At 69.2% G+C, this 23,015-nt stretch carries 23 protein-coding genes; 14 read left to right on the top strand and 9 right to left on the bottom strand.

What is annotated here, in order from left to right; genetic code table 11:
• Window positions 1-34: 34 nt before the first annotated feature.
• From lldP to ACAV_RS16885, 4 genes are all read left to right on the top strand, one after another.
• The gene (lldP, locus tag ACAV_RS16900) at window positions 35-1,732 is read left to right on the top strand and encodes an L-lactate permease (protein ID WP_013595799.1); all 1,698 of its coding nucleotides are present in this window, start codon (window positions 35-37) and stop codon (window positions 1,730-1,732) included.
• A 21-nt stretch (window positions 1,733-1,753) separates the two neighbouring features.
• Window positions 1,754-2,533, top strand: a complete 780-nt coding sequence (gene lldR / locus ACAV_RS16895; protein WP_013595798.1) for a transcriptional regulator LldR — start codon at window positions 1,754-1,756, stop codon at window positions 2,531-2,533.
• A 10-nt stretch (window positions 2,534-2,543) separates the two neighbouring features.
• Complete coding sequence (gene lldD, locus ACAV_RS16890; protein WP_013595797.1) at window positions 2,544-3,680, top strand: FMN-dependent L-lactate dehydrogenase LldD; 1,137 nt, start codon at window positions 2,544-2,546, stop codon at window positions 3,678-3,680.
• Between the two features lie 84 nt (window positions 3,681-3,764).
• Entirely contained in the window at window positions 3,765-4,250 is a 486-nt protein-coding gene (locus ACAV_RS16885) for a DUF4189 domain-containing protein (protein ID WP_013595796.1), read from the top strand.
• Window positions 4,251-4,292: 42 nt separating this feature from the next.
• Here the strand turns inward: ACAV_RS16885 and ACAV_RS16880 are convergent, their stop codons facing one another.
• The 4 genes from ACAV_RS16880 to ACAV_RS16865 all read right to left on the bottom strand — a co-directional run bounded on the left by ACAV_RS16880 (window position 4,293) and on the right by ACAV_RS16865 (window position 8,514).
• Window positions 4,293-6,374: a TonB-dependent receptor gene (locus ACAV_RS16880; protein ID WP_013595795.1), complete on the bottom strand. Its 2,082-nt coding sequence runs from the start codon at window positions 6,372-6,374 to the stop codon at window positions 4,293-4,295.
• A 90-nt stretch (window positions 6,375-6,464) separates the two neighbouring features.
• Window positions 6,465-6,956, bottom strand: coding sequence for a nickel-responsive transcriptional regulator NikR (gene nikR, locus ACAV_RS16875; RefSeq protein ID WP_013595794.1), 492 nt, complete (start codon window positions 6,954-6,956; stop codon window positions 6,465-6,467).
• Between the two features lie 43 nt (window positions 6,957-6,999).
• A complete protein-coding gene (locus ACAV_RS16870) occupies window positions 7,000-7,695 on the bottom strand; it encodes a DUF3334 family protein (RefSeq protein WP_013595793.1) in 696 nt (231 codons plus the stop codon).
• 138 nt (window positions 7,696-7,833) lie between these two features.
• Window positions 7,834-8,514: a GntR family transcriptional regulator gene (locus tag ACAV_RS16865; RefSeq protein WP_013595792.1), complete on the bottom strand. Its 681-nt coding sequence runs from the start codon at window positions 8,512-8,514 to the stop codon at window positions 7,834-7,836.
• Between the two features lie 314 nt (window positions 8,515-8,828).
• On the opposite strand from ACAV_RS16865, the gene ACAV_RS16860 reads away from it, so the two are divergent.
• The 5 genes from ACAV_RS16860 to ACAV_RS16840 are packed head-to-tail and all read left to right on the top strand — an operon-like array spanning window position 8,829 to window position 15,160.
• Complete coding sequence (locus ACAV_RS16860) at window positions 8,829-10,076, top strand: MFS transporter (RefSeq protein WP_013595791.1); 1,248 nt, start codon at window positions 8,829-8,831, stop codon at window positions 10,074-10,076.
• Between the two features lie 60 nt (window positions 10,077-10,136).
• Window positions 10,137-10,901, top strand: a complete 765-nt coding sequence (locus tag ACAV_RS16855; protein WP_013595790.1) for a LamB/YcsF family protein — start codon at window positions 10,137-10,139, stop codon at window positions 10,899-10,901.
• Between the two features lie 25 nt (window positions 10,902-10,926).
• Window positions 10,927-11,736 (top strand): putative hydro-lyase, encoded by an 810-nt coding sequence (locus ACAV_RS16850; RefSeq protein ID WP_013595789.1) that lies wholly within the window; start codon window positions 10,927-10,929, stop codon window positions 11,734-11,736.
• Between the two features lie 11 nt (window positions 11,737-11,747).
• Window positions 11,748-13,376, top strand: coding sequence for a 5-oxoprolinase subunit B/C family protein (locus tag ACAV_RS16845; protein WP_013595788.1), 1,629 nt, complete (start codon window positions 11,748-11,750; stop codon window positions 13,374-13,376).
• Complete coding sequence (locus ACAV_RS16840; RefSeq protein WP_013595787.1) at window positions 13,373-15,160, top strand: acetyl/propionyl/methylcrotonyl-CoA carboxylase subunit alpha; 1,788 nt, start codon at window positions 13,373-13,375, stop codon at window positions 15,158-15,160. The genes ACAV_RS16845 and ACAV_RS16840 overlap by 4 nt, the downstream gene beginning before the upstream one ends.
• Here the strand turns inward: ACAV_RS16840 and xopG are convergent.
• Window positions 15,136-15,774, bottom strand: coding sequence for a XopG/HopH/AvrPtoH family type III secretion system effector (xopG, locus tag ACAV_RS24155; RefSeq protein ID WP_013595786.1), 639 nt, complete (start codon window positions 15,772-15,774; stop codon window positions 15,136-15,138). The two genes, ACAV_RS16840 and xopG, sit on opposite strands and share 25 nt — an antisense overlap.
• 345 nt (window positions 15,775-16,119) lie before the next feature.
• Here xopG and ACAV_RS16835 point away from each other — a divergent pair, with 345 nt between their 5' ends.
• Entirely contained in the window at window positions 16,120-16,584 is a 465-nt protein-coding gene (locus ACAV_RS16835) for a DUF2846 domain-containing protein (RefSeq protein WP_013595785.1), read from the top strand.
• A 135-nt stretch (window positions 16,585-16,719) separates the two neighbouring features.
• Here ACAV_RS16835 and ACAV_RS16830 read toward each other — a convergent pair whose 3' ends face one another.
• Entirely contained in the window at window positions 16,720-17,229 is a 510-nt protein-coding gene (locus ACAV_RS16830) for a hypothetical protein (protein WP_013595784.1), read from the bottom strand.
• A 178-nt stretch (window positions 17,230-17,407) separates the two neighbouring features.
• On the opposite strand from ACAV_RS16830, the gene ACAV_RS16825 reads away from it, so the two are divergent.
• Window positions 17,408-17,731 (top strand): hypothetical protein, encoded by a 324-nt coding sequence (locus ACAV_RS16825; RefSeq protein ID WP_013595783.1) that lies wholly within the window; start codon window positions 17,408-17,410, stop codon window positions 17,729-17,731.
• Window positions 17,732-17,770: 39 nt separating this feature from the next.
• Here the strand turns inward: ACAV_RS16825 and ACAV_RS16820 are convergent, their stop codons facing one another.
• From ACAV_RS16820 to ACAV_RS16810, 3 genes are read right to left on the bottom strand one after another with little or no spacing between them, the layout of a single operon-like run.
• A complete protein-coding gene (locus tag ACAV_RS16820; RefSeq protein WP_013595782.1) occupies window positions 17,771-18,589 on the bottom strand; it encodes a citryl-CoA lyase in 819 nt (272 codons plus the stop codon).
• Window positions 18,586-19,788: a CaiB/BaiF CoA transferase family protein gene (locus ACAV_RS16815; protein ID WP_013595781.1), complete on the bottom strand. Its 1,203-nt coding sequence runs from the start codon at window positions 19,786-19,788 to the stop codon at window positions 18,586-18,588. Before ACAV_RS16815 ends, ACAV_RS16820 begins: the two co-directional genes overlap by 4 nt.
• A 2-nt stretch (window positions 19,789-19,790) precedes the next feature.
• Complete coding sequence (locus ACAV_RS16810) at window positions 19,791-20,765, bottom strand: Bug family tripartite tricarboxylate transporter substrate binding protein (RefSeq protein WP_013595780.1); 975 nt, start codon at window positions 20,763-20,765, stop codon at window positions 19,791-19,793.
• Between the two features lie 163 nt (window positions 20,766-20,928).
• Between ACAV_RS16810 and ACAV_RS16805 the strand changes: the two genes are divergently transcribed.
• The 3 genes from ACAV_RS16805 (at window position 20,929) to ACAV_RS16795 (ending at window position 23,011) form a co-directional block, all read left to right on the top strand.
• Window positions 20,929-21,738, top strand: coding sequence for an IclR family transcriptional regulator (locus tag ACAV_RS16805; RefSeq protein ID WP_049791264.1), 810 nt, complete (start codon window positions 20,929-20,931; stop codon window positions 21,736-21,738).
• 90 nt (window positions 21,739-21,828) lie between these two features.
• The gene (locus ACAV_RS16800; protein WP_013595778.1) at window positions 21,829-22,386 is read left to right on the top strand and encodes a cytochrome b; all 558 of its coding nucleotides are present in this window, start codon (window positions 21,829-21,831) and stop codon (window positions 22,384-22,386) included.
• 46 nt (window positions 22,387-22,432) lie between these two features.
• Window positions 22,433-23,011 (top strand): YceI family protein, encoded by a 579-nt coding sequence (locus ACAV_RS16795; RefSeq protein ID WP_013595777.1) that lies wholly within the window; start codon window positions 22,433-22,435, stop codon window positions 23,009-23,011.
• Window positions 23,012-23,015 lie beyond the last annotated feature (4 nt).

Below are 23,015 nucleotides of genomic sequence, written 5' to 3'. Positions count from 1 at the left end.
GAGTCTTCTCTTTCCCATTCCACACCGACCCGCCATGCAAACCCTCTGGCAGCAGAACTACGACCCCGCCGGAAACATCTGGATTTCCGCGCTGGTGGCGCTCATTCCCATCGTCTTCTTCTTCCTCGCACTGACCCGCCTGCGCCTGAAGGGCTACCAGGCGGGCACCATCACCGTGCTGCTGTCGCTGGCCGTGGCGCTGCTCTTCTACCGGATGCCGGCGAGCGCCGCGCTGGCCTCGGCCGTGTACGGCTTCCTCTACGGCCTGTGGCCGATCGCCTGGATCATCGTGGCCGCGGTGTTCCTCTACAAGATTTCGGTGGCGACGGGGCAGTTCGCCGTCATCCGTTCGTCGATCCTCTCCGTCACGGAGGACCAGCGGCTGCAGCTCATCCTGGTGGGCTTCTGCTTCGGGGCATTCCTGGAGGGGGCTGCGGGCTTCGGCGCGCCGGTGGCCATCACCGCGGCGCTGCTGGTGGGACTCGGCTTCAAGCCGCTCTACGCCGCCGGCCTGTGCCTGATCGCCAACACGGCCCCGGTGGCGTTCGGCGCGATGGGCATCCCGATCATCGTGGCGGGCCAGGTGTCGGGCGTGGACGCCTTCGCCATCGGCCAGATGGCCGGCCGCCAGTTGCCGTTCATGACGGTGATCGTGCTGTTCTGGATCATGGCGATCATGGACGGATGGCGCGGCGTGAAGGAGACCTGGCCCGCCGTGCTGGTGGGCGGCGGCACCTTCGCCGGCATGCAGTTCCTGACGGCCAACTACGTCGGTCCCGAACTGCCGGACATCACCTCCGCCATCGTCTCGCTGGTGGCGCTGACGCTGTTCCTGAAAGTGTGGCAGCCCCGGCGCATCTTCCGCTTCGAGGAGGAGCCCACGGCGCCCGGCGCACGGCCTGCAGCCCGCGGCCAGTCCGCAGCCACCGGTGTCTCCAGCGGCGCGCCGCTCACGGCCGGCGCGGTGTTCAAGGCCTGGTCTCCCTTCATCATCCTCACCGCCGTGGTCACGCTCTGGAGCCTCAAGCCCTTCAAGGCGCTGTTTGCGGCGCAAGGCGCGCTGGCCTCCACCGTGGTCAACATCCCGGTGCCCTTCCTGCACAACCTGGTCGAGAAGGTGCCTCCCGTGGTCGCATCGGCAGCGCCCTACGGCGCGGTGTACACCTTCAACTGGCTGTCCGCCACGGGCACGGCCATCCTGATCGCCGCGCTGGTCACGATCGCTTTCACGCGCCTGTCCCCGGCCAGGGCCGTGGCGACGCTCGGCGAGACGTTCAGGGAGCTGGCCGTGCCGATCTATTCCATCGGCATGGTGCTGGCCTTCGCCTTCATTGCCAACTACTCCGGCCTGTCTGCCACGCTGGCGCTGGCCCTGGCGCACACGGGCCATGCCTTCACCTTCTTCTCGCCGTTCCTCGGCTGGATCGGGGTGTTCCTGACCGGCTCGGACACGTCGGCCAACGCGCTGTTCGCCGCGCTGCAGGCCACCACCGCGCAGCAGCTCGGCCTGCCGCAGGTGCTCACGGTGGCGGCCAACACCACGGGCGGCGTCACGGGCAAGATGATCTCGCCGCAGTCCATCGCCATCGCCTGTGCGGCGGTGGGCCTGGCCGGGCGCGAGTCGGACCTGTTCCGCTTCACGGTGAAGCACAGCCTGGTCTTCGCGGCCATCATCGGAGTGATGACTACCCTGCAAGCGTACGTTTTTCCGTGGATGATCCCCGGCCATTGACACCACCCTCCGAGGTTTGACATGCGCCTGGCCGATCACGTCGTCGAGAAACTGCTTGCCCTGGTGCAGTCCCGCGGGCTGCAGGCCGGGCAGCGGCTGCCTGCCGAGCGGCAGCTGGCGGACGAGCTGGGCGTGTCGCGCACCTCCCTGCGCGAGGCGATACAGAAGCTCGTGAGCCAGGGCGTGCTGGCCAGCCGGCGCGGCGACGGCACGTATGTGCAGGCGGGCGGCTCGGCGGAGTGGCTGCAGCCCGCGGTGGCGCCGCTCACGCGGCTGATGGAGTCCGATCCGCACTACCGCTACGACGTGCTCGAGACCCGCCATGCGCTGGAAAGCAGCACCGCCTGGCTGGCCGCCCAGCGCGCCACCGCCGAGGACAAGGACCGCATCCGGCGCTGCTTCGACGTGATGATGCAGCACCAGCAGAGCGGCAATGCCGAGCTGGCGGCGCGCGCCGATGCGCAATTCCACCTGGCGATCGCCGAAGCCTCGCACAACCTGGTGCTGGTGCAGGTGATGCACAGCCTGTTCACCATGGTGCTGTCCACCGTCGAGCGCAACCGCCACGACATGTTCCGCCTGAGCGAGCCCGTCACCATGCAGGCGCTCACCGCGCAGCACCAGGGCCTCATGCAGGCCATTCTCGACAGCGATCCGCAGCGGGCCCGCCAGTGCATCGGCGAGCACCTGGAGCACGTGCGCGCCACCATCCAGCGCCTGGACGAGGACCGCGCCCGCCGCGAGCGCTCCACGCGCATGCCCGTGGACGCGGGCCCCGCGCCGCTGCTGCCCCCCCATTGACCCGAAAACCATGATCATCTCTTCCACCGCCGACTACCGCGAAGCCGCGCGCAAGCGCCTGCCGCCTTTCCTGTTCCACTACATCGACGGCGGCGCCTATGCCGAGCAGACTCTGCGCCGCAACGTCGAGGACCTGGCCGCGGTCGCGCTGCGCCAGCGCGTGCTCAAGGACATGAGCCGCCTCGACACCAGCATCGAGCTGTTCGGCGAGAAGCTCTCCATCCCCGTGGCGCTGGCGCCCGTGGGGCTGACGGGCATGTACGCGCGGCGCGGCGAAGTGCAGGCCGCGCGCGCGGCCGACCGGCACGGCGTGCCGTTCACCATGTCCAGTGTGTCGGTCTGCCCGATCGAGGAGGTGGCGCCGAAGCTCGGCCGGCCGATGTGGTTCCAGCTCTACGTGCTCAAGGACCGCGGCTTCATGAAGAACGCGCTGGAGCGCGCCCAGGCGGCGGGCTGCACGGCACTGGTGTTCACCGTGGACATGCCCGTGCCGGGCGCGCGCTACCGCGACGCGCATTCCGGCATGAGCGGCCCCAACGCCGCGCTGCGCCGCTACTGGCAGGCCGCCATGCACCCGCGCTGGGCCTGGGACGTGGGCGCGCTGGGCCGTCCGCACGACCTGGGCAACATCTCTGCCTACCTCGGCAAGCCCACGGGCCTGGCCGACTACATGGGCTACCTGGGCGCGAATTTCGATCCGTCCATCTCGTGGAAGGACCTGGAATGGATCCGCGCGTTCTGGAAGGGGCCCATGATCATCAAGGGCATCCTGGACCCGGAGGACGCGAAGGACGCCGTGCGCTTCGGCGCGGACGGCATCATCGTCTCCAACCACGGCGGTCGCCAGCTCGACGGCGTGCTCTCCTCGGCGCATGCGCTGCCGCCCATCGCCGATGCGGTGAAGGGCCAGATCAAGATCCTGGCCGACTCGGGCATCCGCAACGGCCTGGACGTGGTGCGCACCATCGCGCTCGGCGCCGACGCCGCGATGATCGGCCGCGCCTTCATCTACGCGCTGGCCGCGGCGGGCGAGGCCGGCGTGAAGCACGTGCTGGAGCTGCTCGAAAAGGAAATGCGCGTGGCGATGACGCTCACCAGCGTGGCGAAGGTCTCCGACATCACGGGCGACCTGCTGGTGAAGGCCTGAATGCCTGAACGTACCCCCACGCGCGGGGGGGTACACGGTTCCCTCTGCCTTCCTGGTATATAAATTTCCTCCAGGAGGTTCGTGATGAAGACGACTGTTTTTCTCGCGGTGTGGCTGGCGGCTTCGATGGGCTCGGCCGGTGCGGCGGCCCAGACGCGCTGCCCCTCGGGCGTTCAGGCCGGCGGCGCGCAATGCCTTCCGGACGACGAGGCGGCCGCACCGCCGCGGCCCACGGGAGAGTGGGTGAAGACCTGGGGCGCCATGGTGAGCTCCAATGCAGGGCGCGGCGCCTGGACCTCTTCGGGCAAGACGACCGAGGAAGCCGCTCGCGAGGATGCGCTGGGAAAGTGCCGTGCCACCGGCGTGCGCGACTGCGTGGTGGACATGGCTTATTTCAACCAGTGCGCGGCCGTCGCCGGAGCGAACGGCGGCAAGGCCGGCAGCATCGATACCGGCAAGGACGAAAGCGTGGCCAGCCAGCGGGCCGTGGAGTCCTGCGAGAAGAAAGCGGGATCGAAGTGCTCGGTGCTGTTCGTCGAATGCTCCAGGCCGCTCTTCGTCAAGTACTAGGCCGGCCCCACATGCCCTGCGATTTGAGCGGATGCTTCGTCATCACCTGAACGCATAGCGCACACTGAGCCGAACGCTGCGCGTCTCCATCGGGTGGATGTGGCGGTCGTTCACGCCACTGTGGCAGCTTCCTCTCGCGACCTCGCCCGCAGTGCACGACGCGTAGTAGTACTCGATGTCGTTGCCTCGGTTTCCTGCCAGGTTGAACACGTCCAGGCCCAGGGTCACGTGCCTGTTCACGGCGTAGCGCGCGCCGAAGTTCAGCAGCGTCGTGGAGCGCGAACGCACGCTGTCCAGCGTATCCAGCGCGCGCGGGCCGAGATGGCGCAGCCGCAACGACGCGGTCCAGGGCCCGTCGATGTAGGTCAGCCCCGCCGCGAACACGCGCTCTACGGCGTTGTCCACGTAGTTGCCTTCACCGGCGGGCGCCAGGCCGCGGAAGCGGGCGCGCGACAGGGCTCCGTCGAGTTCGATGCGCCATGCGGGATCGAACTTCCACCGCAGCGTGGCCTCGGCGCCGCGCCGTGTACTGGCCCGGCCCGGCTCCGTGGTGCCCGCATCACCCGCGTAGACCAGTTCCGAGTCAAGGTCGAGCCTCCACAGCGCCAGCGTCGTTGTCAGGTCCTCGTCCGGCTGGAAGCGCCATCCGATCTCGGCGCCGCGGCCTTTCACCAACGCCGGGACACGATCCGCAGGGTCTCCGGTCTTCGGGTCGGTGGTGATGGTGGCGCCGCGTACGTCGTTGCTGTGGAAGCCGGCGCCGCCGTTGATGTAGATCTCGTGGGCAGGCTCCGGCGTGAAGGCCAGGCCGAACTTGGGGCTGGCGACGGCGCCACGGCCCTTGCCGCCGTTGAGCGGACCGACCGCCGGCGCACGGCCGGTCACCTCGTAGCGCAGTGCATCGCCGCGCAGGCCCAGGTACCCGCGCCACTGGTCGTTGAAGTGGACCAGCTGCTGTGCGTACAGGGAGAACAGGTCCTGCGAGACCTTGTCATCGCGCACCGTGCCGAGCCGTTGGCGGACCTCCGTGTCGTACAGCCCGACCTCGCCGATGCGGTCACCGCGCCACTGCGCGCCGAAGCTGAACACGCCGTCGAGGCCGCCGATCCGGTTGCCCACGGCCTGCGATGCCTGCACGCCGTACACCCTGCGCCGGTCGGTCTGCTCGAACTGGTCCCCGTTGACGGGATGGTTCAGGAAGTAGGTGAAGTCCGAGAACAGGTCGAAGCGGTAATCGATGGCATAGGCGCTGATCTCGGTGTCGCCATCCGGCCCCTTGTCGAACCATTTGCCCGACAGGCTGATGCGCTGGGTCTTGCCTCCGTCGGTGGGATTCATGCTGCCGAAGCGGCCGATCTGCCCGCTGTCGATGGCCCGTTGCGGCACCTGGTCGGTCGAGGTCCACTGGCTCTTGTAGGCCATGGCGGTGATGCCGAAGCCGTGCGCCGGCGAACCCTGCGAGTAGCGCAGGACGGCATTCACCTTCCTGAGGTGCTCGGGCACGTCCCAGGGGCCGTCGTTGCCTTCGACCTCGATGGCACCGAGCCAGGTCTGGTCGGCCACGGTGCGGGATCCCGCCGCCAGCAGCCGCCTGAAGCCGTGTGAGCCGGCGCTGGCCTCGACGAAGGGCGCTTCCAGCGCGCCGAAGTAGTCAAGGGCCGCACTGCCCGCGAGCGAGAAGTCGCCGCTTTGCGCGAAGTAAGGCCCTTTGCGGTAGCGCACACCCGATACCAGCTCGGGAATCAGGAAGTTCAGGTCGGCATAGCCCTGCCCGTGGCCGTGCGTCGGCATGTTGACGGGCATGCCATCCACCGTCACCGCGAAGTCGGTGCCGTGGTCGAGGTTGAACCCACGCAGGAAATACTGGTTGGCCTTGCCGTCACCCGAGTGCTGCGTGGCCACCACGCCGGGCACTGCCTCGACGATGTCGCCGGGCCGCAGCTTGGGGCGCGATTGGTAGGACCCACGCTCCACGGCGCCTTCACTGGCGCTGTCTGCCGTGCCGATGGAGGCGTCCCTGGGGCCGGCGACCTGGATCTCGGGCAGATGCGAGGTTTGCGCCCGGACGGCCGCGCTGCCGAGCAGCGCGCAACAGAGCAGGCGGCGGGAGATGTGGGATGGCATGCAGGTTCCGGTCGTGATGGTGTGAGGAATTCCTGATTCTTCATACATCCCGGCCTGCATGCCATACGCCGTTCGGCGCAGCGTTGCGTTTCAGTTGCGCGGCTTGAGGTGCGTATGGGCGCCCGTGCTGCCGTGCGAGTGCCTGTCGCCGTGGGGCTCCAGCGGCACGAGGTGCACGTTGCCATGGCGTACGCCACGCAGGGCCACCAGCCGTTCGGCGCATTCCCTCACGGCCGCCGTCGGCCCGCGGAGCACCACGGTCTCCAGGCAGTTGTCGTGGTCGAGGTGGGTGTGCAGGCTGGTGATGACCAGGTCGTGGTGGTCATGCTGCAGATCCAGCACGCGGCTTGTGACCGTCTGCTCGTGGTGGTCGTACACGTAGCTGACGCTGGCAACGCACCAACTGCCGTCCCTGCCATGCCGGCGCGCGCCGGATGCCGCCTCGCCCAGGGAGTCGCAGCCCAGCCTGGAGCGGATCAGGTCGCGGACAGCCTCGGAACGGTTGCCATAGCCCTTCCGGGCAATGAACGCATCGAACTGGAGGGCCAGTTCGTCGTCGAGCGAAATGGTGAAGCGTTGCATGGCAAAGGCGGGCGGCGGGACGGGCCGCCTTCGCGGGGAAAGATCACATGCCCAGCGACTTGAGCAGGTCGTCGGTGTCGCTGTCGGTGCCCGCGGCCGGCGGCGCGGAGGCGGGCGCGTCGCCCTTGCCGGCCTGGGCCAGCAGCGCGTCCGGGTCCGGTGCTTCCTGCGGCTCGAAGTCGTAGAGCTTGATGAACTCGGTGCGGTCGATGGCCAGCTCGAGGTAGAAGATGTGGTTCTTGGCCGTGTAGAAGGTCACGCGGCGCGCCTCGGGCTGGTCGAGGTTGGCGTCCACGCTCAGCATCACCTGCTTGTTCAGCGCCAGCATCTTGGGCTGGTTCTGCGTGATGTGCGTCTGCAGCTCGCGGCGCACCTTGCCGGTGAAGTCGCCCACCACCTGGTTCATGAGTTCGCCCATCACGTTGGCCACCTCGTCGGAGGTGTAGGAACTCGCGAGGTCGTCCTGCGACATGCCCATGCTCAGCAGGTAGGTCTGGTAGATCTCCATCGCCGCCTCCTTGCTGAGGTTGATGATGACCAGCCCGGAGAAACCGCCGTCGAACAGCACGAAGCAGCCGATGTCGGGGCGCAGGCAGGTCTTGGTGATGCGCTGCACCATGCCGGAGTAGTGCAGCTGCGTCTGCGTGGCCACGCTCAGCACCCGCGTGACGGAGTTGCACAGGCTGATCAGCAGGTCTTCGGTGCCGTAGGTGGGGGCGATCTTGTCGGGCGTGCTCATGGAGATGCGTGCTGCGGTCGTGGCGGGGGCGTGGGAAGGGCTGGCGGCAGGGCAGGGGCCCGGCCGCCTGCAGTGTAGCGCGGCATCGGCCCGCGCGGGCCCCGGGCCGTCCCGTGGTGCGGGCCGCCGGAGCGCGGATCAGCGGGTGCCGCGTTCCAGCCCGGGTTCCGAGATCCGCCGCGCGTACACGGCCAGCACGATGCGCTCCGAATGCACCAGGTAGTCGTGCAGGGCGGCCGAGGCTTCCTGCAGCCGGCCGGCCTCGAACAGCTCGACGATCTTCACGTTCATTTCCACGTAGGGCGCATGCAGGAATTCCGCGTCCTTGAGCAGCCCGAAGGCCAGGCGCAGCTCGGCCAGCAGGTGGGAGAACATCACGTTGAGGCGCTCGCTGTCGGCCAGTTCCACCACGGCCATGTGGAACTCCATGTTCGCCGTGCCCGCGCCCTGCCAGTCGCCCGCGTCGCGGCAGCGCAGGGCAGTGTCCACCGCCTCGCGCAGGTGCTTCTTGGCGGGGTGGCGCGGATAGGCCTGGGCCAGCGCCTGGCATTCGATGAGCCGGCGCACGCGGTAGATGTCGATGATGGAAGCGATGCTGGGCACCGCCACCGACACGCCGCGGTTGGGTTCGTGCCGGAGCAGGCCCTCCTTGGTGAGCAGCCGGAACACCTCGCGCAGGGTGTTGCGCGAAATCTCCAGGCTCTCGGCCAGCGCGGCCTCGGACAGGCGCTGGCCCGGGGCCAGCTCGCCGGCCACGATGCGGCGGCGGATCTGGTCGCTGACGCGGTCCGTCAGGTTCTGGGCGGGGGATTCACTCATCGGCGGCGGGCAGGCAAAAAAAGGGGGCGGGGCGTCGCGGCGGGGCGGGGCGGGGCGGGCGAGGGCGGACGTCCGGAGCCCCAGTGTATCGGGCGGCGAGCCTCCGGCGGGGGCGGGCGCCGCGCCCGGAGGCACCATGCCCGTGCAGTGGCCGCACCAACCGCATGCGGGTAATCCCCATCAACGATCAAAATCAAATTGTTCAACAATTTATCCAGATGATTCATCAATAGACGAATCTTTGATGAGACGTTGGCGCGGTAATTGCTCCGTGCCAGGGGTCTTCTTCCCTTCGCAGAAACGGAACACGCACCATGTGGCTCAAGGAAACCAGCAAGGAAGAGCGCAAGACGCTCTTCGCCGCCTTCGTCGGCTATGGCGTCGATGCGTTCGACTACATGATCTATACGTTCATGATCCCGACCTTCATCCTGGTCTGGGGCATGACCAAGGCCGAGGCGGGCTACATCGCCACCGGCGCGCTCATCAGTTCGGCCATCGGTGGCTGGCTGGCGGGCATCCTGGCCGACCGCTACGGCCGCGTGCGCATCCTGCAGCTGACGGTGCTGTGGTTCAGCTTCTTCACCTTCCTGAGCGGCTTCACCCAGTCGGCCGAACAGCTCTTCATCACCCGCATGCTGCAGGGCCTGGGGTTCGGCGGCGAATGGTCGGTGGGCTCGGTGCTGATCGCCGAGATGATCCGCGCCCGCCACCGCGGCAAGGCCGTGGGCCTCGTGCAGAGCAGCTGGGCGGTGGGCTGGGGCCTGTCGGCCGTCGCCTTCTGGGCCGTCTATGCGCTGCTGGAGCAGCAATACGCCTGGCGCGTGCTGTTCTGGCTGGGCGCGCTGCCGGCGCTGTTCATCCTCTACATCCGCCGCAACATCAGCGAGCCGGCCGTCTATCGTGAAACCAAGGCCGAGCTGGCCCGCACGGGGCAGAGCGCCAGCTTCTGGCTGATCTTCAAGCCGGGCGTGCTGCGCACCACGGTGTTCGCCAGCCTGCTGGCCACCGGCATGCAGGGCGCCTATTACGCGGTCACCACCTGGCTGCCCACCTACCTGAAGATGGAGCGCAACCTGTCGGTGCTGGGCACCAGCGGCTACCTGATGGTGCTGATCTTCGGCTCCTTCGCCGGCTACCTCACCAGCGCCTGGCTGTCCGACCGCCTGGGCCGGCGCCGCTGCTTCATCCTGTTCGCCGTCTGCGCGGGCGTGCTGGTGACCTGCTACACGCAGCTGCCCATCACCGACGCGGCCATGATGGTGCTGGGCTTTCCGCTGGGCTTCTTCCTCTCGGGCATTTTCTCGGGCATGGGCGCCTACCTGTCCGAGCTGTTCCCCAGCCACATCCGCGGCTCGGGCCAGGGCTTTTGCTACAACTTCGGCCGCGCCGTGGGCTCGGTGTTTCCGGCGATGATCGGCCACATGAGCGCCAGCATGCCGCTGGGCGTCTCCATCGGCTACATGGCCGCGGGCGCGTACCTGATCGTCGTCATCGCCTGCCTGCTGCTGCCGGAAACCCAGGGGCGCGAACTCTCCGCCAGCACCGACGCGGCGGCCTGACCAGGGCTGTCTTCAGGTTTCCTGCCGGCGCTCCATTCCTCGACATCCTTTTTCTTTCCTATGCAAATCGACCTGAACAGCGACCTGGGCGAAAGCCTGGGCGCCTGGCAGATGGGCGACGATACCGCCATGCTCGGCATCGTCACCAGCGCCAACGTGGCCTGCGGCTTCCATGCCGGCGATGCAGCGGGCATCCTGGCCACGCTGCGCGGCGCGAAGGAGCGCGGCGTGGCGGTGGGTGCCCATGTGGCCTATCGCGACCTGGCCGGCTTCGGCCGCCGCAACATGGACGTGGCCAGCAGCGATCTCGTCGCCGATGTCATCTACCAGATCGGCGCGCTGCAGGGCCTGGCCACGGCCGCCGGCACGCGCGTGACCTACGTGAAGCCGCACGGCGCGCTCTACAACACCATCGCCCACGACCAGCGCCAAGCGGGCGACGTGATCGCCGCCATCCGTGCCATCGACCCGTCGCTCGCGCTGGTGGTGCTGGCCGGCTCGCCGCTGGAGCGCTGGGCTGCCGATGCCGGCCTGCGCGTGGTGGCCGAGGCCTTTGCCGACCGCGCCTACACGCCCCAGGGCACGCTGGTGTCGCGGCGCGAGCCCGGCGCCGTGCTGCACGATGCCGGCGAGGTCGCCCGCCGCATGCTGCAGCTGGTGCGCGAAGGCACGGTGCAGGCCATCGACGGCAGCACCACCCGCGTGCGCGCCGATTCCATCTGCGTGCATGGCGACAGCCCCGGCGCCGTGGACATGGCCCGCGCCGTGCGCGAGGCGCTGGAGCGCGAGGGCATCGCCCTGCGCGCCTTTGCAGGAACGGCATGACCGGCATCACCGAACGGAGCCACCGATGAATTCGTCACTCGCAGCTGCCCGCGCCGCCGCCATCCAGGCCGCGCGCGAAGCCCGTACCCGCTACCGCAACGGCCTGGTGGAGCCCACCGCCGGCCGTGCCCCGGGCATGACCCAGGCCAACATGATCGCCCTGCCCCGCGAGTGGGCCTGGGATTTCCTGCTCTATGCGCAGCGCAATCCCAAGCCCTGCCCGGTGCTGGACGTGATCGAGGCCGGCAGCCATGCCACCGTGCTCGCCGAAGGCGCCGACCTGCGCACCGACATTCCCCTCTACCGCGTCTGGCGTGATGGACAGCTGGCCGAGGAGGTGGCCGACGCCAGCGCGCTCTGGGCGCAGCATCCCGACCTCGTCACCTTCCTGATCGGCTGCAGCTTCACCTTCGAGACGCCGCTGCAGGAGGCCGGCATCGAGGTGCGCCACATCGCCCAGGGCTGCAACGTGCCCATGTACCGCACGCAGCGCATGTGCCGGCCGGCCGGCCGCCTGCGCGGCGAGCTGGTGGTGTCGATGCGGCCCGTTCCGGCCGACCGGGTGGCCGATGCGGTCTCCATCTCGGGCCGCTTTCCGTCCGTGCACGGCGCGCCCGTGCACGTGGGCGATCCGGCGGCGCTGGGCATTGCCGACCTGGCGCGGCCCGACTTCGGCGACCCGGTGGAGATCCGCCCCGGCGAGGTGCCCGTGTTCTGGGCCTGCGGCGTCACGCCCCAGGCGGCCGTGATGGCGTCGGGCGTGCCCTTCGCCGTCACCCATGCGCCGGGCCACATGTTCATCACCGACGTGCCCGACAGCACCTACCACGTCTGACGGAGTTTCGATTGCGCTTCCTTCCCGTCAACCTGGACGCCCTGCTGGTCGAGCTGGACGACCTGCCGCAGACCCTCGCGCTGCATGCCTCGCTGCTGCGCGACCCCATCGCCGGCATCGAAGAACTGGTGCCGGCCGCGCGCACGGTGCTGGTCCGCTACCGGCCTGCGGCGCAGGGCTTCGCCGCCCTGGTCGAAGCGATCGCCCGGCGCGACGTGCGTGGCACGGCGCAGCGCAGCGAGACCCTGGTGGAGATTCCCGTGCGCTACGACGGCGAGGACCTGGCCGAGGTGGCGCAGCGGCTGGGCATCACCCCCGACGAGGTGGTGCGCCGCCATACCGGCAGCGAATACACCGTGGCCTTCACGGGCTTCGCGCCCGGCTTCGGCTACCTGGCCGGCGGTGATCCGTTCCTGGACGTGCCGCGGCGCACCACGCCGCGCACGCGCATCCCGGCCGGCGCCGTGGGCCTGGCCGGCACCTTCAGCGGCGTGTATCCGCAGGCCAGCCCGGGCGGCTGGCAGATCATCGGCACCACGCCCGTGGCGATGTGGGACATCGACCGCGATCCACCCGCACTCCTGCAGCCCGGCGCGCGCGTGCGCTTCGTGGACATCGCCACGCTGCCGGCATCTGCGCGGGAGGCCCTGGAGGCGATGGAGCCTGCGGCGCCCCCCGCGCCTGCATCCACATCCGCCGCGCCGGACGCCGGCGCGCCAGGGCCTGCGCTGCGCGTGCTGTCCGCGGGCCTGCAGACCCTGTTCCAGGACCTGGGCCGCCATGGCCACGCGGGGCAGGGCGTCTCGGCCTCCGGCGCCATGGACCGGGCCGCCTGCCGCGCCGCCAACCGGCTCGTGGGCAATCCCTCCGATGCCGCCTGCCTGGAGACCGTGCAGGGCGGCCTGCGCCTGTGCAGCCAGGGCGAGACCGTCGTGGCCGTGACCGGCGCGGAGGCGCCCCTGTGGTGCACGGCCGCGGACGGACGGCGCTGGCCGTTGCCGCGCTACGCGCCCGTGGCGCTGGCGGACGGCGATGAACTCTCCATTGGCGAACCGCTCGCCGGCACGCGCTGCTACGTGGCGGTGCGCGGCGGCTTTCGCGTGGCGCCGGTGCTGGGCAGCTGCGCCACCGACACCCTGGCCCGCGTGGGTCCTCCGGCCGTGGCCGCGGGCGACGTGCTGCCCGTGCGCGCGCCGCAGGGGCTGCCGGCCGTCGGGGCGGCAGAGTGCCCACCCGGCGAGCTGCCACGGGCCGGCCGCGAGGTGGTGCTCGATTGCGTGCCGGGTCCGCGCACGGACTGGTTCACGCCCGAGGCCCTGGCGCTGCTGGCCTCCCAGCGCTGGCAGGTCACGCCGCAATCCAACCGCGTGGGCCTGCGCCTGGCCGGCGATACGCCGCTGGCGCGCGCCGTGCAGGGTGAACTGCCCAGCGAAGGTGCCGTGGCCGGCGCCATCCAGGTGCCGCCCAGCGGCCAGCCCGTGCTGTTCCTGGCCGACCATCCCCTCACCGGCGGCTATCCCGTCATCGGCGCCGTCGCTCCGTATCACCTGGACCTGGCGGGCCAGATCCCCGTGAACGCCTGGGTGCGCTTCCGACCCATCCGCGCCTTCGAACCTGTCACCCGTTCCCGAATGCCATGAAGAAAGTCCTGATTGCCAACCGCGGCGAGATCGCCGTCCGCATTGCCCGCGCCTGCGCCGACCACGGCCTCGCCTCCGTCGCCGTCTATGCCGATGCCGACATCGACGCCCTGCACGTGCGCATGGCCGACGAGGCCTGGGGCCTGGGCGGCGACCGCCCGGCCGACACCTACCTGCACATCGACAAGCTGCTGGACGCCGCCCACAGGAGCGGCGCCGATGCCGTGCACCCCGGCTACGGCTTTCTGTCCGAGAACGCGGGCTTCGCGCGCGCGGTGATCGGCGCGGGTCTGACCTGGATCGGCCCGCCGCCCGAGGCCATCGAGCGCCTGGGCGACAAGGTCGAGGCGCGCCGGCTGGCGCTGCAGGTGGGCGCGCCGCTGGTGCAAGGCACCGCCGGCCCGGTGCAGGACGTCTCCGAAGTGCTCGCCTTCGCCGAACAGCACGGGTTGCCGATCATCATCAAGGCGGCCTTCGGCGGCGGCGGGCGCGGCATGAAGATCGCGTGGCGCATGGACGAGGTGGAAGACCTCTACGCCTCCGCCGTGCGCGAGGCCACGGCCGCCTTCGGCCGGGGCGAGTGCTTCGTGGAGCAGTTCCTCGACCGCCCGCGCCATATCGAGGCCCAGGTGCTGGCCGACACGCACGGCAACGTGGTGGTGCTGGGCACGCGCGACTGTTCCCTGCAGCGCCGCAACCAGAAGCTGGTGGAGGAGGCGCCCGCGCCCTTCCTCACGCCCGCGCAGCGCGAGCGCATCCACACCGCCGCGCGCGACATCTGCGCCGCCGCCGGCTACACCAGCGCGGGCACGGTGGAGTTCCTGCTCTCGGGCACGGGAGCGATCTCGTTCCTCGAAGTGAACACGCGCCTGCAGGTGGAGCACCCCGTCACCGAGCAGACGACCGGCATCGACTTGGTGGTGGAACAGTTCCGCATCGCCGAGGGCCTGCCGCTGCGCATCACGCGCACGCCCGAACCGCTGGGCCACTCCTTCGAATTCCGCATCAACGCGGAGGACGTGGGCCGCGGCTTCCTGCCCACGCCGGGCGGCGTGACCGCGTTCGAGCCGCCGTCGGGCCCGGGCGTGCGGCTGGACACCGGCGTGCAGGCCGGCTCCATCGTGCCGGGTACTTTCGATTCGCTCATGGCCAAGCTCATCGTTTCGGGCGCCACGCGCGAGCAGGCCATCGCCCGGGCGCGCCGCGCGCTGCGCGAGTTCCGCATCGGCGGCGTGGCCTCGGTCCTGCCTTTCCACCGCGCGGTGATGGAGCACCCGGATTTCACGAACGGCGAAGCCCTGCGCGTGCACACCCGCTGGATCGAGACCGATTTCGCCGAGCCCCTGGCCGCCGCCGCACGTGCCGAGCCGCCGGCCGATACCGCGCTCGTGCGCACCGCCATCGAGATCGACGGCCGCCGCGTGGCCCTGGGGCTGCCGGCACTGCTGCTGCAGGAGGGGCTGCAGGCCAGCGCGGGCGTGCAGCCTGCCGGCGCCCCGGCGCAGTCCGCCGGCACCGGGAGCGCGGCGGAGGAGGGCACGGTGCCCGCGCCCGTCGCCGGCACGGTGCAGGCCTGGAAGGTGGCCGAGGGCGACACCGTGGCCGAGGGCGACGTGGTCGCCGTGATGGAGGCGATGAAGATGGAGATGCAGGTCACCGCGCCGCGCGCGGGGCGCATCACCGGGCTCGCGGCCGTGGGAAGCTACCAGGCAGCGGGGACGCCGCTGGCGCGAGTGGGGCTGGGAGAGGCCGCGACTGCTCACCAGTTGCCTGAGCGGGAATAGCTCGTTCGCTGTGGCAGTCCATGCTCGGCGCGGATGGAGTTCTCGCTCGGCTCGCCTGTGCTGGCGTATTCCCCGAGGCCCACGGCGCGCAGTTCCTCCCTGCCGGCGTCGGTTCGCGAGGAAGAGGCTTCCCGGGTGACGGGGCCTCCGCCATACATCATGGTTCCCGCGAGATGGTGCTTTGCATGCACCAGTTCATGTGCCAGGGTGATGAACGCATTGGCGGGATTGGCTCCCTCGATCGGGACTCCCCGGGAATCGACTTCCGGTTCGGCCGTGTACTTGTTCCAGGGAATTTCCGACGCGGTTCCCCGCGTTTTGCGCCAGTTGCTTCCTCCAGCATTTTTCAGGAGCGTTTCCTCGAATTGGCTCTGGGTGGGCGAAGAAGGGAGCTTGTGTATCTGTGAAGGCGTGAGCCGTGGTCTCGCCACCGGAGCCTGACCGGCCTGCGCCTCGACAATGGTGACTTTCTTTTCACGTGTGGCCAGGCCTTCGATCTGTTGGAGAAGGCGGCTGCCGCTAGGGCGGCTGTCGATCTTCTCGAGGGCTTCCTTGACGTCTCTTCTGAAGCTGGGCGAAGTACTGCCGACTTGAATGCTGGGGTAACGATCCATGGGATATCTTTCCTGACTGTTTGAGTGGACATCCTGGTGTCGCCAGGATGCTGTTTTCAGGAATTTCACCATGGTGGCCGGAGGTACGAGGCGTACGAACGAAGTGCTCGCCGGGCCGCCGAAACCCAGGCCCGGACAAGCTGCTGGAGAGGCCACGGGACTCGGCCGTTGCTTGGGGAGGCATGGAGGCGACCCTTGTCGGATGCCTTCCAAGAAGCGGTTACGTGTTGAAACATTCATGCATAATCGCCCCGCCTGCGGCTCGACAGTCGCGGGCCGGAAGGCCGGACGGCTCAGGCTGCGCGGGCTCCCGGACATCCACGCCCCCTTGGAATTGATACCGACATGAATATCCGCCGCCCCCTCGCCTTGCTCGCGCTCTCCGCCCTGTTTCTCACCGGATGCGCTTCGGTCAACATGGCTTCCAAGGACGAATCCGACAAGGCCAAGCAATTCGATGCGCCGGCAACGGGCAATGCCGGCCTGTATGTCTACCGTGACAGCTTCATCGGCAAGGCCTTGAAGAAGGACATCCTGGTCGATGGCAAATGCCTGGGTGAAAGCGCCCCTGACGTGTTCTTCTACACGCAGGTGGAAGGCGGCAAGAAGCACACCCTGCAGACGGAGTCCGAGTTCTCGGACAGCACGCTGGAGATGTTCATGGACGCCGGCAAGAACTACTACGTCCGGCAGTACATCCGCATGGGCGCCTTCACGGCGGGCGCAGGACTGGCCCAGGTCACGGAAGAGCGCGGCAAGACCGACATCGCCAAGCTCGGCCTGGCGCAGCCCGGGAAGTGCGACAGGTAATACGCGTTGCGCGGCTGCGCGCGGGACGCCAGGACAGGCGGCGCATGCTGCACCGGCACTCCCGCGGAGGGTGGTCCGGGCCCGGCAGCGCAGGGGAGCCGCGCCGCCAGCCGTTACTTGCCTGATGGCCCGGCGTCAGCGGCTGAACGGCCAGACCGTCCGCTGCCCGGGAGTGGTGTTGTGGTTGTCCCAGTTGACGGGCCGCGGATCGGCGATGGTGTTCGCCTCCTGGCTGAACCGCCCGTACTGCGGGGCGATGTTCGGATCGTCCTCCCACGTGGCCTGCTGCGTGAACTTGCCGGTCTTGCGGTTGAACTTCAGGGCGTGCATGGCGGTCTTGCCGCCCCAGTCGGTCGAGGGCAGGGAAATGAAGTTCACCGCGTACTCGTCGTCGGTCATCTTGCCGTGGACCACGTACACGCCGTAGTGCTCTTCGCCCGGGGAGATGATCTTGTACACGCCGTTGTCGTAGTAGTACAGCGTGGCGTCCTCGAACGGCTTCTTCTCGTACAGCTTCTCATAGAAGAGTTTCTGCGTGAAGGTGGGCTTGCCGAAGTTCACGGCGACCGAGGGCGCCTGCGCGCCGCCGCCGTCCTGCGCAGAGACGATGGCGGCCATGGAGCAGGCCATCAGGGACAAGAGCATTTTTTTCAAGGCACTAGCCTCGCTTTCCGATGAAGGATGGGTGGGAGGAGGGGGCGCGCCAAGCACGGCGGGCCGCCGGCGGATCCTAGCCATGGTCGAGCCGGCTGCGTGGCCTGATGGATGCAAGAAAGTGAATCAGTGCATCAATTTCATTGACGATGCTGCGACAGTAGCGCCCATGAAAAGACTCGCGCACGGCCTGCTCGCCGCCTCCCTCCCTCTCGTCCTGGCCGGTTGCTACACGCCCGACCGGGCCCGGCTGGGCGAGCGCGTGGCCGCCGTGGTGCCGGCAGGCACGCGCCTGGAGGCGGCCATGGCCAGCCTGTCGGGCATGGGGTTCTCCTGCCAGGTGGTGGATGCCGGGCAGGGCGTGGACTGCAGCCGGGAAAGGCACGGCGCCGTGCTGTACACGTGCATCGAGCGCGTCAGGCTAGCGGTCGATACGGGCAGCCGCTCGGTTGCCGCGCCCGAAGTGCCGCCGATCGCGTGCGCCGGCCTCTAGGGCGGCTGGTTCCCCTGATGGTGCCGTCCGGCGAGGCGCTCAGGGCACTTCCCGCGGCGCGGGGCCGTCGTACGTCCACAGGTATTCCCGCGGGATCGGTCCCTTGTTGCGGCCTCCCTGGCCGGTCTGTTCCCAGGCATGCGCCAGGATGCCGACGGAGCGCGACAGGCAGAACAGGCCGCGCGCCAGCGGCGGCGGGAAGCCGAGTTCCGCATAGATGACGGCGGTGGCGCCATCGATGTTCATGGGAATGCGCCGGCCGTTCCTGCGGGACGCCAGTTCCTCTTCCACGGCGCGCCCGATGGCAGCGAACCGGCCGCTCACGGTGCCTTCGCGCGCGGCTTCATCCACGAGCTCCAGCAGCCGCGGCGCACGGGGATCGACGGGGTGGAAGCGGTGGCCGAAGCCCGAGACGAACTTGCCGTGCCGCTCGATCGCCGCGTCCAGCCCGCCGCGCACCGCGTCGCCGGGCGCTGCGCCCGCGTCCTGCCGGGCCGCGATGTCGAGGTACATGGCCATGGCCTGTTCCCCGGCCCCGCCATGGACGTCGCCCAGCACGTTGACCGCGGAGGCCATGGCGTTGTTCAGCCCCACGCCGCAGGTCGCGGCCATGCGGGCGATGCCGATGCTGGGCGCCTGCGGGCCATGGTCCACCGCGGACATCAGGGCGGCGTCGAGCAGCCGGCTTTCGCGTTCGCCGGGCAGTTCGCCGCGTGTCATCAGCCAGATCATCTGCGTGAAGCCGATGCGGCCGATCAGGTCCTCGATGGCATATCCGCGGTAGCGGATGACGCCGGGGCTCATTTCGATGATGGATGTCTTCCACCAGTCGCTCACGCGGGGATCATGGATGCTCATATCGCCTGCTCCTGTGTCAGTTCCTGGATGTCCGATGGCGAGTAGCCGAGCTCGGACAGGATGCTCGCCGTGTGCTCGCCGAGCCGGGGCGGCGGGGTGCCGACGGCCGGTGCCTCGCCGTTCCACTTGAACCCCGTGCGCACGACCCGGATGTCGCGGCCGACGCCGGGAACATCACTGAAGGTGCCCACCATTCCGCGGCCGGCGATCTGCGGGTGCTCCAGCACCTGGGGCACCGTGTACACCGGCCCGGCAGGAACGCCCGCCTCGTTGAGCCGCTTCCACCAGTCGTCGGCCGTGCCGGCGGACAGCGCTGCCTCCATCAGGGCCGTGAGTTCGGCGCGGTGCCGCAGCCGCCCGTGGCGGTCGGCGAATCGCGGGTCCGCCGTCCATTCCGGATGGCCGAGCACCGCGCACACCGCCTCGAACTGCTCCTGCTTGTTGGCCGCGATGTTGAGCAGGCCGTCCCCGGTCCGGAAAGTGCCGGACGGGCTGGCGGTGACGTTGTCGTTGCCCAGGGGCCGGGGCTCGCGCCCCGCGATCAGGTGGTTGGACACCGCCCAGCCCATGGTCGCCACGGCGGCCTCGAGCATCGAGACATCGATGAAGACGCCGCCCGTGCGGTGGCGGTCGGCCAGGGCGGACGCCACGGCGAATGCGGCGGTGATGCCCCCGATCGTGTCCGCCACGGGGTAGCCCACGCGGTAGGGCGCCGTCTCCGGCGCGCCCGTGATGCTCATCATTCCGGACATGCCCTGGATGATCTGGTCATAGGCGGGCAGGTCGCGTAGCGGGCCGTCCTGCCCGAAGCCGGAGATGGCGCAGTAGATCAGCCGTGGGTTCTCCTTCAGGAGCTCCTCGTAGCCCAGGCCGAGGCGCTGCATCACCCCGGGCCGGTAGTTCTCCACCAGCACCTGGGCCGTGCGGACCAGCCTGCGCAGGGCCTCCTTGCCCCGGGGGTGCTTGAGGTTGAGCGTGATCGAGCGCTTGCCGGGGTTCTGGGCGAGGAACGACACGCCCATGTCCGCCTGGTTCAGGTCCTGGTCGGCGCCCAGCTGGCGCGCCAGGTCGCCGCCCTGCCGGGCCTCGACCTTGATCACGTCGGCGCCCATGTGGGCGAGCTGGTGGCAGGCGAAGGGGCCCGCGAGCACATTGGTGAGGTCCAGCACGCGGACCCCGTGCAGGGGTGGGAGGGCCATGGTCAGTCGAGCTTCACGTTGCCGCTGCGGATGACCTCGCCCCAGCGCTGCTGCTCGCTGCGGATGAGGGCGGCGGCCTCCTGGGGCGTGGTCGCCATCGGCGTGCTGCCCTCGGCCTGCAGCGTGGCGATGGTGTCCGGCCGCGCGAGGGCCCTGGCCACTTCCTGCTGCCACCGGGCGAGCACGGCGGGCGGCGTGCCGGCCGGGGCCACCAGCATCTTCCAGTCGCTGGTGTCGAAGCCCTTGTAGCCGGACTCGCCAACCGTGGGCACGTCGGGGAGCACCGGCAGGCGCTTCGCGGAACTGACGGCCAGCGCGCGCAGCTTGCCCGCCTTGATGAACGGGATCACGGTCTGGGGCGTCGCGAAGTAGTAATCGACCTGGCCGCCCAGCAGGTCGGTCGCCGCGGGGCCCGCGCCCTTGTAGGGGATGTGGCTGGTCCGGATGCCCGCCTGCCGGATGAAGAGTTCGCCGGTGAGGTGGCCCACGGTGCCGTTGCCTGCGGAGGCCATCGACAGGGAGTCGGGCTTGGCCTTCGCGGCGGCCACCAGGTCGGCCAGGGTCTTGAAGCGCGATGCGGCGTTGACGACGAGCACGACGGGTTGCCCCGCCACGGTGGCGACGGGAACGAAGGCCCTGGACGCGTCGTACGGCATCTTCGCGTACAGGCTCGGGTTGATGGCCAGGTTGGCCGTCTGGCCCATGCCGAGGGTGTAGCCGTCGGGCGCGGCCTTGGCGACCGCGTCCATCCCGATGTTGCCGCCGGCGCCCGGCCTGTTGTCCACCACCAGCGTCCAGCCGGTGGATGCGCGGATCTTGTCCAGCACCATGCGGGCGACGATGTCCGTGCCGCCACCCGGCGGGAAGGGAACGATCACTTTGATGGATTGGGTCGGATAGTCCGCGGGCTGGGCCAGGGCCGCGGCGGACGCGAAGAGGAGGGCGCAGCCACCCAGCAAGCGAGGCAGAAAGGACATGGTGTCTCCTTGGGTTGTTCTATTGAATAGAACTGTGTTCTGTAGAAAAGAACTTTAGTGGCGCGCGCTGGCGCGGACCATGCGGGATAACCCTGGAGCGGCCAGACTCTTGCGGCCGCTGTGTTCTACTCAGCAGAACATAGTCGTGACCTTGCTGACGCTGATGACACAAGAATCTTCCGAGGCCTCCAGCGGGGTCGCCGTCCTGGACCGCGCGTTCGCCCTCCTGGGGGCATTCGCCCCGGAGGACGAGCGGCTGACGCTGACGGAGCTGTCCCGGCGCACGGGGCTCTACAAGAGCACCGTGCTGCGGCTGCTGGGCGCCCTGGAAAGCGGCGGTTTCATCCGCAAGTGGGACGACGGGCTGTACGGCATCGGGCCCGCGCCGGTGCGGCTGGCCGCCATCTACCAGCGCAGCCTGCGCATCGATTCCATCGTGGAGCCGCTGCTGCGCGAACTCAGTGCCGAACTGGGGGAAACCGCGTCGTTCTACGTGCGCTCCGGGGACCGGCGCATGGTGCTCAGCCGCGTCGAGCCGTCGCGCGCGGTGCGCGTGTCCATCCGGGTGGGGGAGGCGTTCGACGTGCAGCTCGGCGCCTCGGGGAAGGTGCTGCTGGCGTTCTCGGAAGGCGACCCGGCCCATGAAACGGTGCGCGCCCGGCTCTGGGCGACTTCGTTCGGCGAGCGCGACCGGGAGACGGCGGCGGCCTCGGTGCCGGTGTTCGGGGCGCAGGGAGAGCTTCGCGGCGCCCTGACGGTGTCCGGGCCGCTTTCCCGCCTCGGGGAGGCTGCCGCGATCCGGGCGGCCCTGCTCGCGCTCATGGACCGGGCCCGGCGGGCCACCGCGGAGTTCGGCGGCAACCCCGCGCTGTATGCCGCGAGCCGCCAGGCACTGCTGGCCGAAGGGCTGCTGCCTGACGAGTCAAGCCCCAATGGCTTCACAAAAATTGAATCAAAGCATCAATTTGATTGAAGATTTACGGAGGCATCGGCCCTAGACTGGCGGCGCACCAGCCCGGCCGCGATGCGCGGCCGCCCGAAAAGACCATCGCCCCACCGATCCATGACCCCGTCCCGTCCGGCCCGCTATACCGCCACTGCCATCCTGCTGCACTGGGTGCTCGGCCTGGCCATCGTCGCCGTGTTCCTGCTGGGCCTGTACATGACGGGGCTGCCGTTCTCGCCGCAGCGCCTGAAGTTCTACAACTGGCACAAGTGGGCCGGAGTGGCCATCCTGGCGCTGTCGGCCCTGCGCCTGCTCTGGCGCCTGACGCACCGCCCGCCGGCGCTGCCCGCGGCCGTGCAGTCCGCGATGCCCGCATGGCAGCGCGCCGCGCACCACGGCACCCACCACCTGATGTACCTGCTGTTCTTCGCCGTGCCCCTCATCGGCTGGGCCTACAGCTCGGCCGCGGGCTTTCCCATCGTGTTCCTCGGCATCGTGCCGCTGCCGAGCTTCGTGCCGGTGAGCCCCGAACTGGCCGAGGCCATCAAGCCCTGGCACCAGATCTCCGCCTATGCCCTGGCCGTGCTCGTCGTGCTGCACGTGGCCGCGGCGCTGAAGCACCAGGTCATCGACAGAGACGGCCTCATCGGCCGCATGCTGCCCGGCCGTGCCTGACCGCCTGCAACCAAATCCTCGAAATACCGAACCCACGGAGCGATCCATGAAATTTTCCACCTCCCTCATCGCCGGCTTCGCGCTGGCATCCTCCGCGCTGCTGGCCGGAGCCCCCGCCTTCGCACAGCAGAAGCTGGTGCCCGAGCAGAGCGAGATCACCTTCGTGAGCAAGCAGATGGGCGTGCCCGTCGAGGGCCGCTTCAAGAAGTTCGACGCGCAGGTCGCCTTCGACCCGGCCAAGCTCGCCACCAGCAAGGTCACGATCACGGTGGACACCGGCAGCGCCACCCTGGGCGTGAAGGAGTCCGACGCCGAACTGCCCAAGGCCACGTGGTTCAACGTGCCCAAGTTCCCGCAGGCGACCTTCCAGTCCACGGCGATCAAGTCCACCGGCCCGGGCAAGTTCGAGGTGGCCGGCAAGCTGAGCATCAAGGGCGCCACGCAGGACGTGGTCGCGCCCGTCACGCTCACGCAGAACGGCGCCACCACCATCGCCACGGGCAGCTTCCCGATCAAGCGCCTGGCCTTCAAGATCGGCGAGAACGAATGGGCCGACACCTCCATGGTCGCCGACGACGTGCAGGTGAAGTTCAAGCTCGCGCTCACGGGCGTGGGCAAGCTCTGAGGCC

Origin of the sequence: Paracidovorax avenae ATCC 19860 (assembly GCF_000176855.2) — a bacterium.
In the GTDB taxonomy this organism is placed as follows: Bacteria; Pseudomonadota; Gammaproteobacteria; order Burkholderiales; family Burkholderiaceae_C; genus Paracidovorax; species Paracidovorax avenae.
Note: the sequence above shows the minus strand (reverse complement) of the source record. Positions and strands in the feature narration are given on the sequence as shown.

Coding starts and splice junctions, on each gene's coding strand:
- ACAV_RS16855 (WP_013595790.1), top strand. CDS start 10,137: ATGCAAATCGACCTGAACAGCGACCTGGGCGAAAGCCTGGGCGCCTGG.
- ACAV_RS16840 (WP_013595787.1), top strand. CDS start 13,373: ATGAAGAAAGTCCTGATTGCCAACCGCGGCGAGATCGCCGTCCGCATT.
- ACAV_RS16815 (WP_013595781.1), bottom strand. CDS start 19,788: ATGGCCCTCCCACCCCTGCACGGGGTCCGCGTGCTGGACCTCACCAAT.
- ACAV_RS16830 (WP_013595784.1), bottom strand. CDS start 17,229: ATGCTCTTGTCCCTGATGGCCTGCTCCATGGCCGCCATCGTCTCTGCG.
- ACAV_RS16885 (WP_013595796.1), top strand. CDS start 3,765: ATGAAGACGACTGTTTTTCTCGCGGTGTGGCTGGCGGCTTCGATGGGC.
- ACAV_RS16810 (WP_013595780.1), bottom strand. CDS start 20,765: ATGTCCTTTCTGCCTCGCTTGCTGGGTGGCTGCGCCCTCCTCTTCGCG.
- lldR (WP_013595798.1), top strand. CDS start 1,754: ATGCGCCTGGCCGATCACGTCGTCGAGAAACTGCTTGCCCTGGTGCAG.
- ACAV_RS16860 (WP_013595791.1), top strand. CDS start 8,829: ATGTGGCTCAAGGAAACCAGCAAGGAAGAGCGCAAGACGCTCTTCGCC.
- xopG (WP_013595786.1), bottom strand. CDS start 15,774: ATGGATCGTTACCCCAGCATTCAAGTCGGCAGTACTTCGCCCAGCTTC.
- ACAV_RS16820 (WP_013595782.1), bottom strand. CDS start 18,589: ATGAGCATCCATGATCCCCGCGTGAGCGACTGGTGGAAGACATCCATC.
- ACAV_RS16835 (WP_013595785.1), top strand. CDS start 16,120: ATGAATATCCGCCGCCCCCTCGCCTTGCTCGCGCTCTCCGCCCTGTTT.
- ACAV_RS16800 (WP_013595778.1), top strand. CDS start 21,829: ATGACCCCGTCCCGTCCGGCCCGCTATACCGCCACTGCCATCCTGCTG.
- nikR (WP_013595794.1), bottom strand. CDS start 6,956: ATGCAACGCTTCACCATTTCGCTCGACGACGAACTGGCCCTCCAGTTC.
- lldP (WP_013595799.1), top strand. CDS start 35: ATGCAAACCCTCTGGCAGCAGAACTACGACCCCGCCGGAAACATCTGG.
- ACAV_RS16825 (WP_013595783.1), top strand. CDS start 17,408: ATGAAAAGACTCGCGCACGGCCTGCTCGCCGCCTCCCTCCCTCTCGTC.
- lldD (WP_013595797.1), top strand. CDS start 2,544: ATGATCATCTCTTCCACCGCCGACTACCGCGAAGCCGCGCGCAAGCGC.
- ACAV_RS16880 (WP_013595795.1), bottom strand. CDS start 6,374: ATGCCATCCCACATCTCCCGCCGCCTGCTCTGTTGCGCGCTGCTCGGC.
- ACAV_RS16865 (WP_013595792.1), bottom strand. CDS start 8,514: ATGAGTGAATCCCCCGCCCAGAACCTGACGGACCGCGTCAGCGACCAG.
- ACAV_RS16805 (WP_049791264.1), top strand. CDS start 20,929: ATGACACAAGAATCTTCCGAGGCCTCCAGCGGGGTCGCCGTCCTGGAC.
- ACAV_RS16850 (WP_013595789.1), top strand. CDS start 10,927: ATGAATTCGTCACTCGCAGCTGCCCGCGCCGCCGCCATCCAGGCCGCG.
- ACAV_RS16795 (WP_013595777.1), top strand. CDS start 22,433: ATGAAATTTTCCACCTCCCTCATCGCCGGCTTCGCGCTGGCATCCTCC.
- ACAV_RS16870 (WP_013595793.1), bottom strand. CDS start 7,695: ATGAGCACGCCCGACAAGATCGCCCCCACCTACGGCACCGAAGACCTG.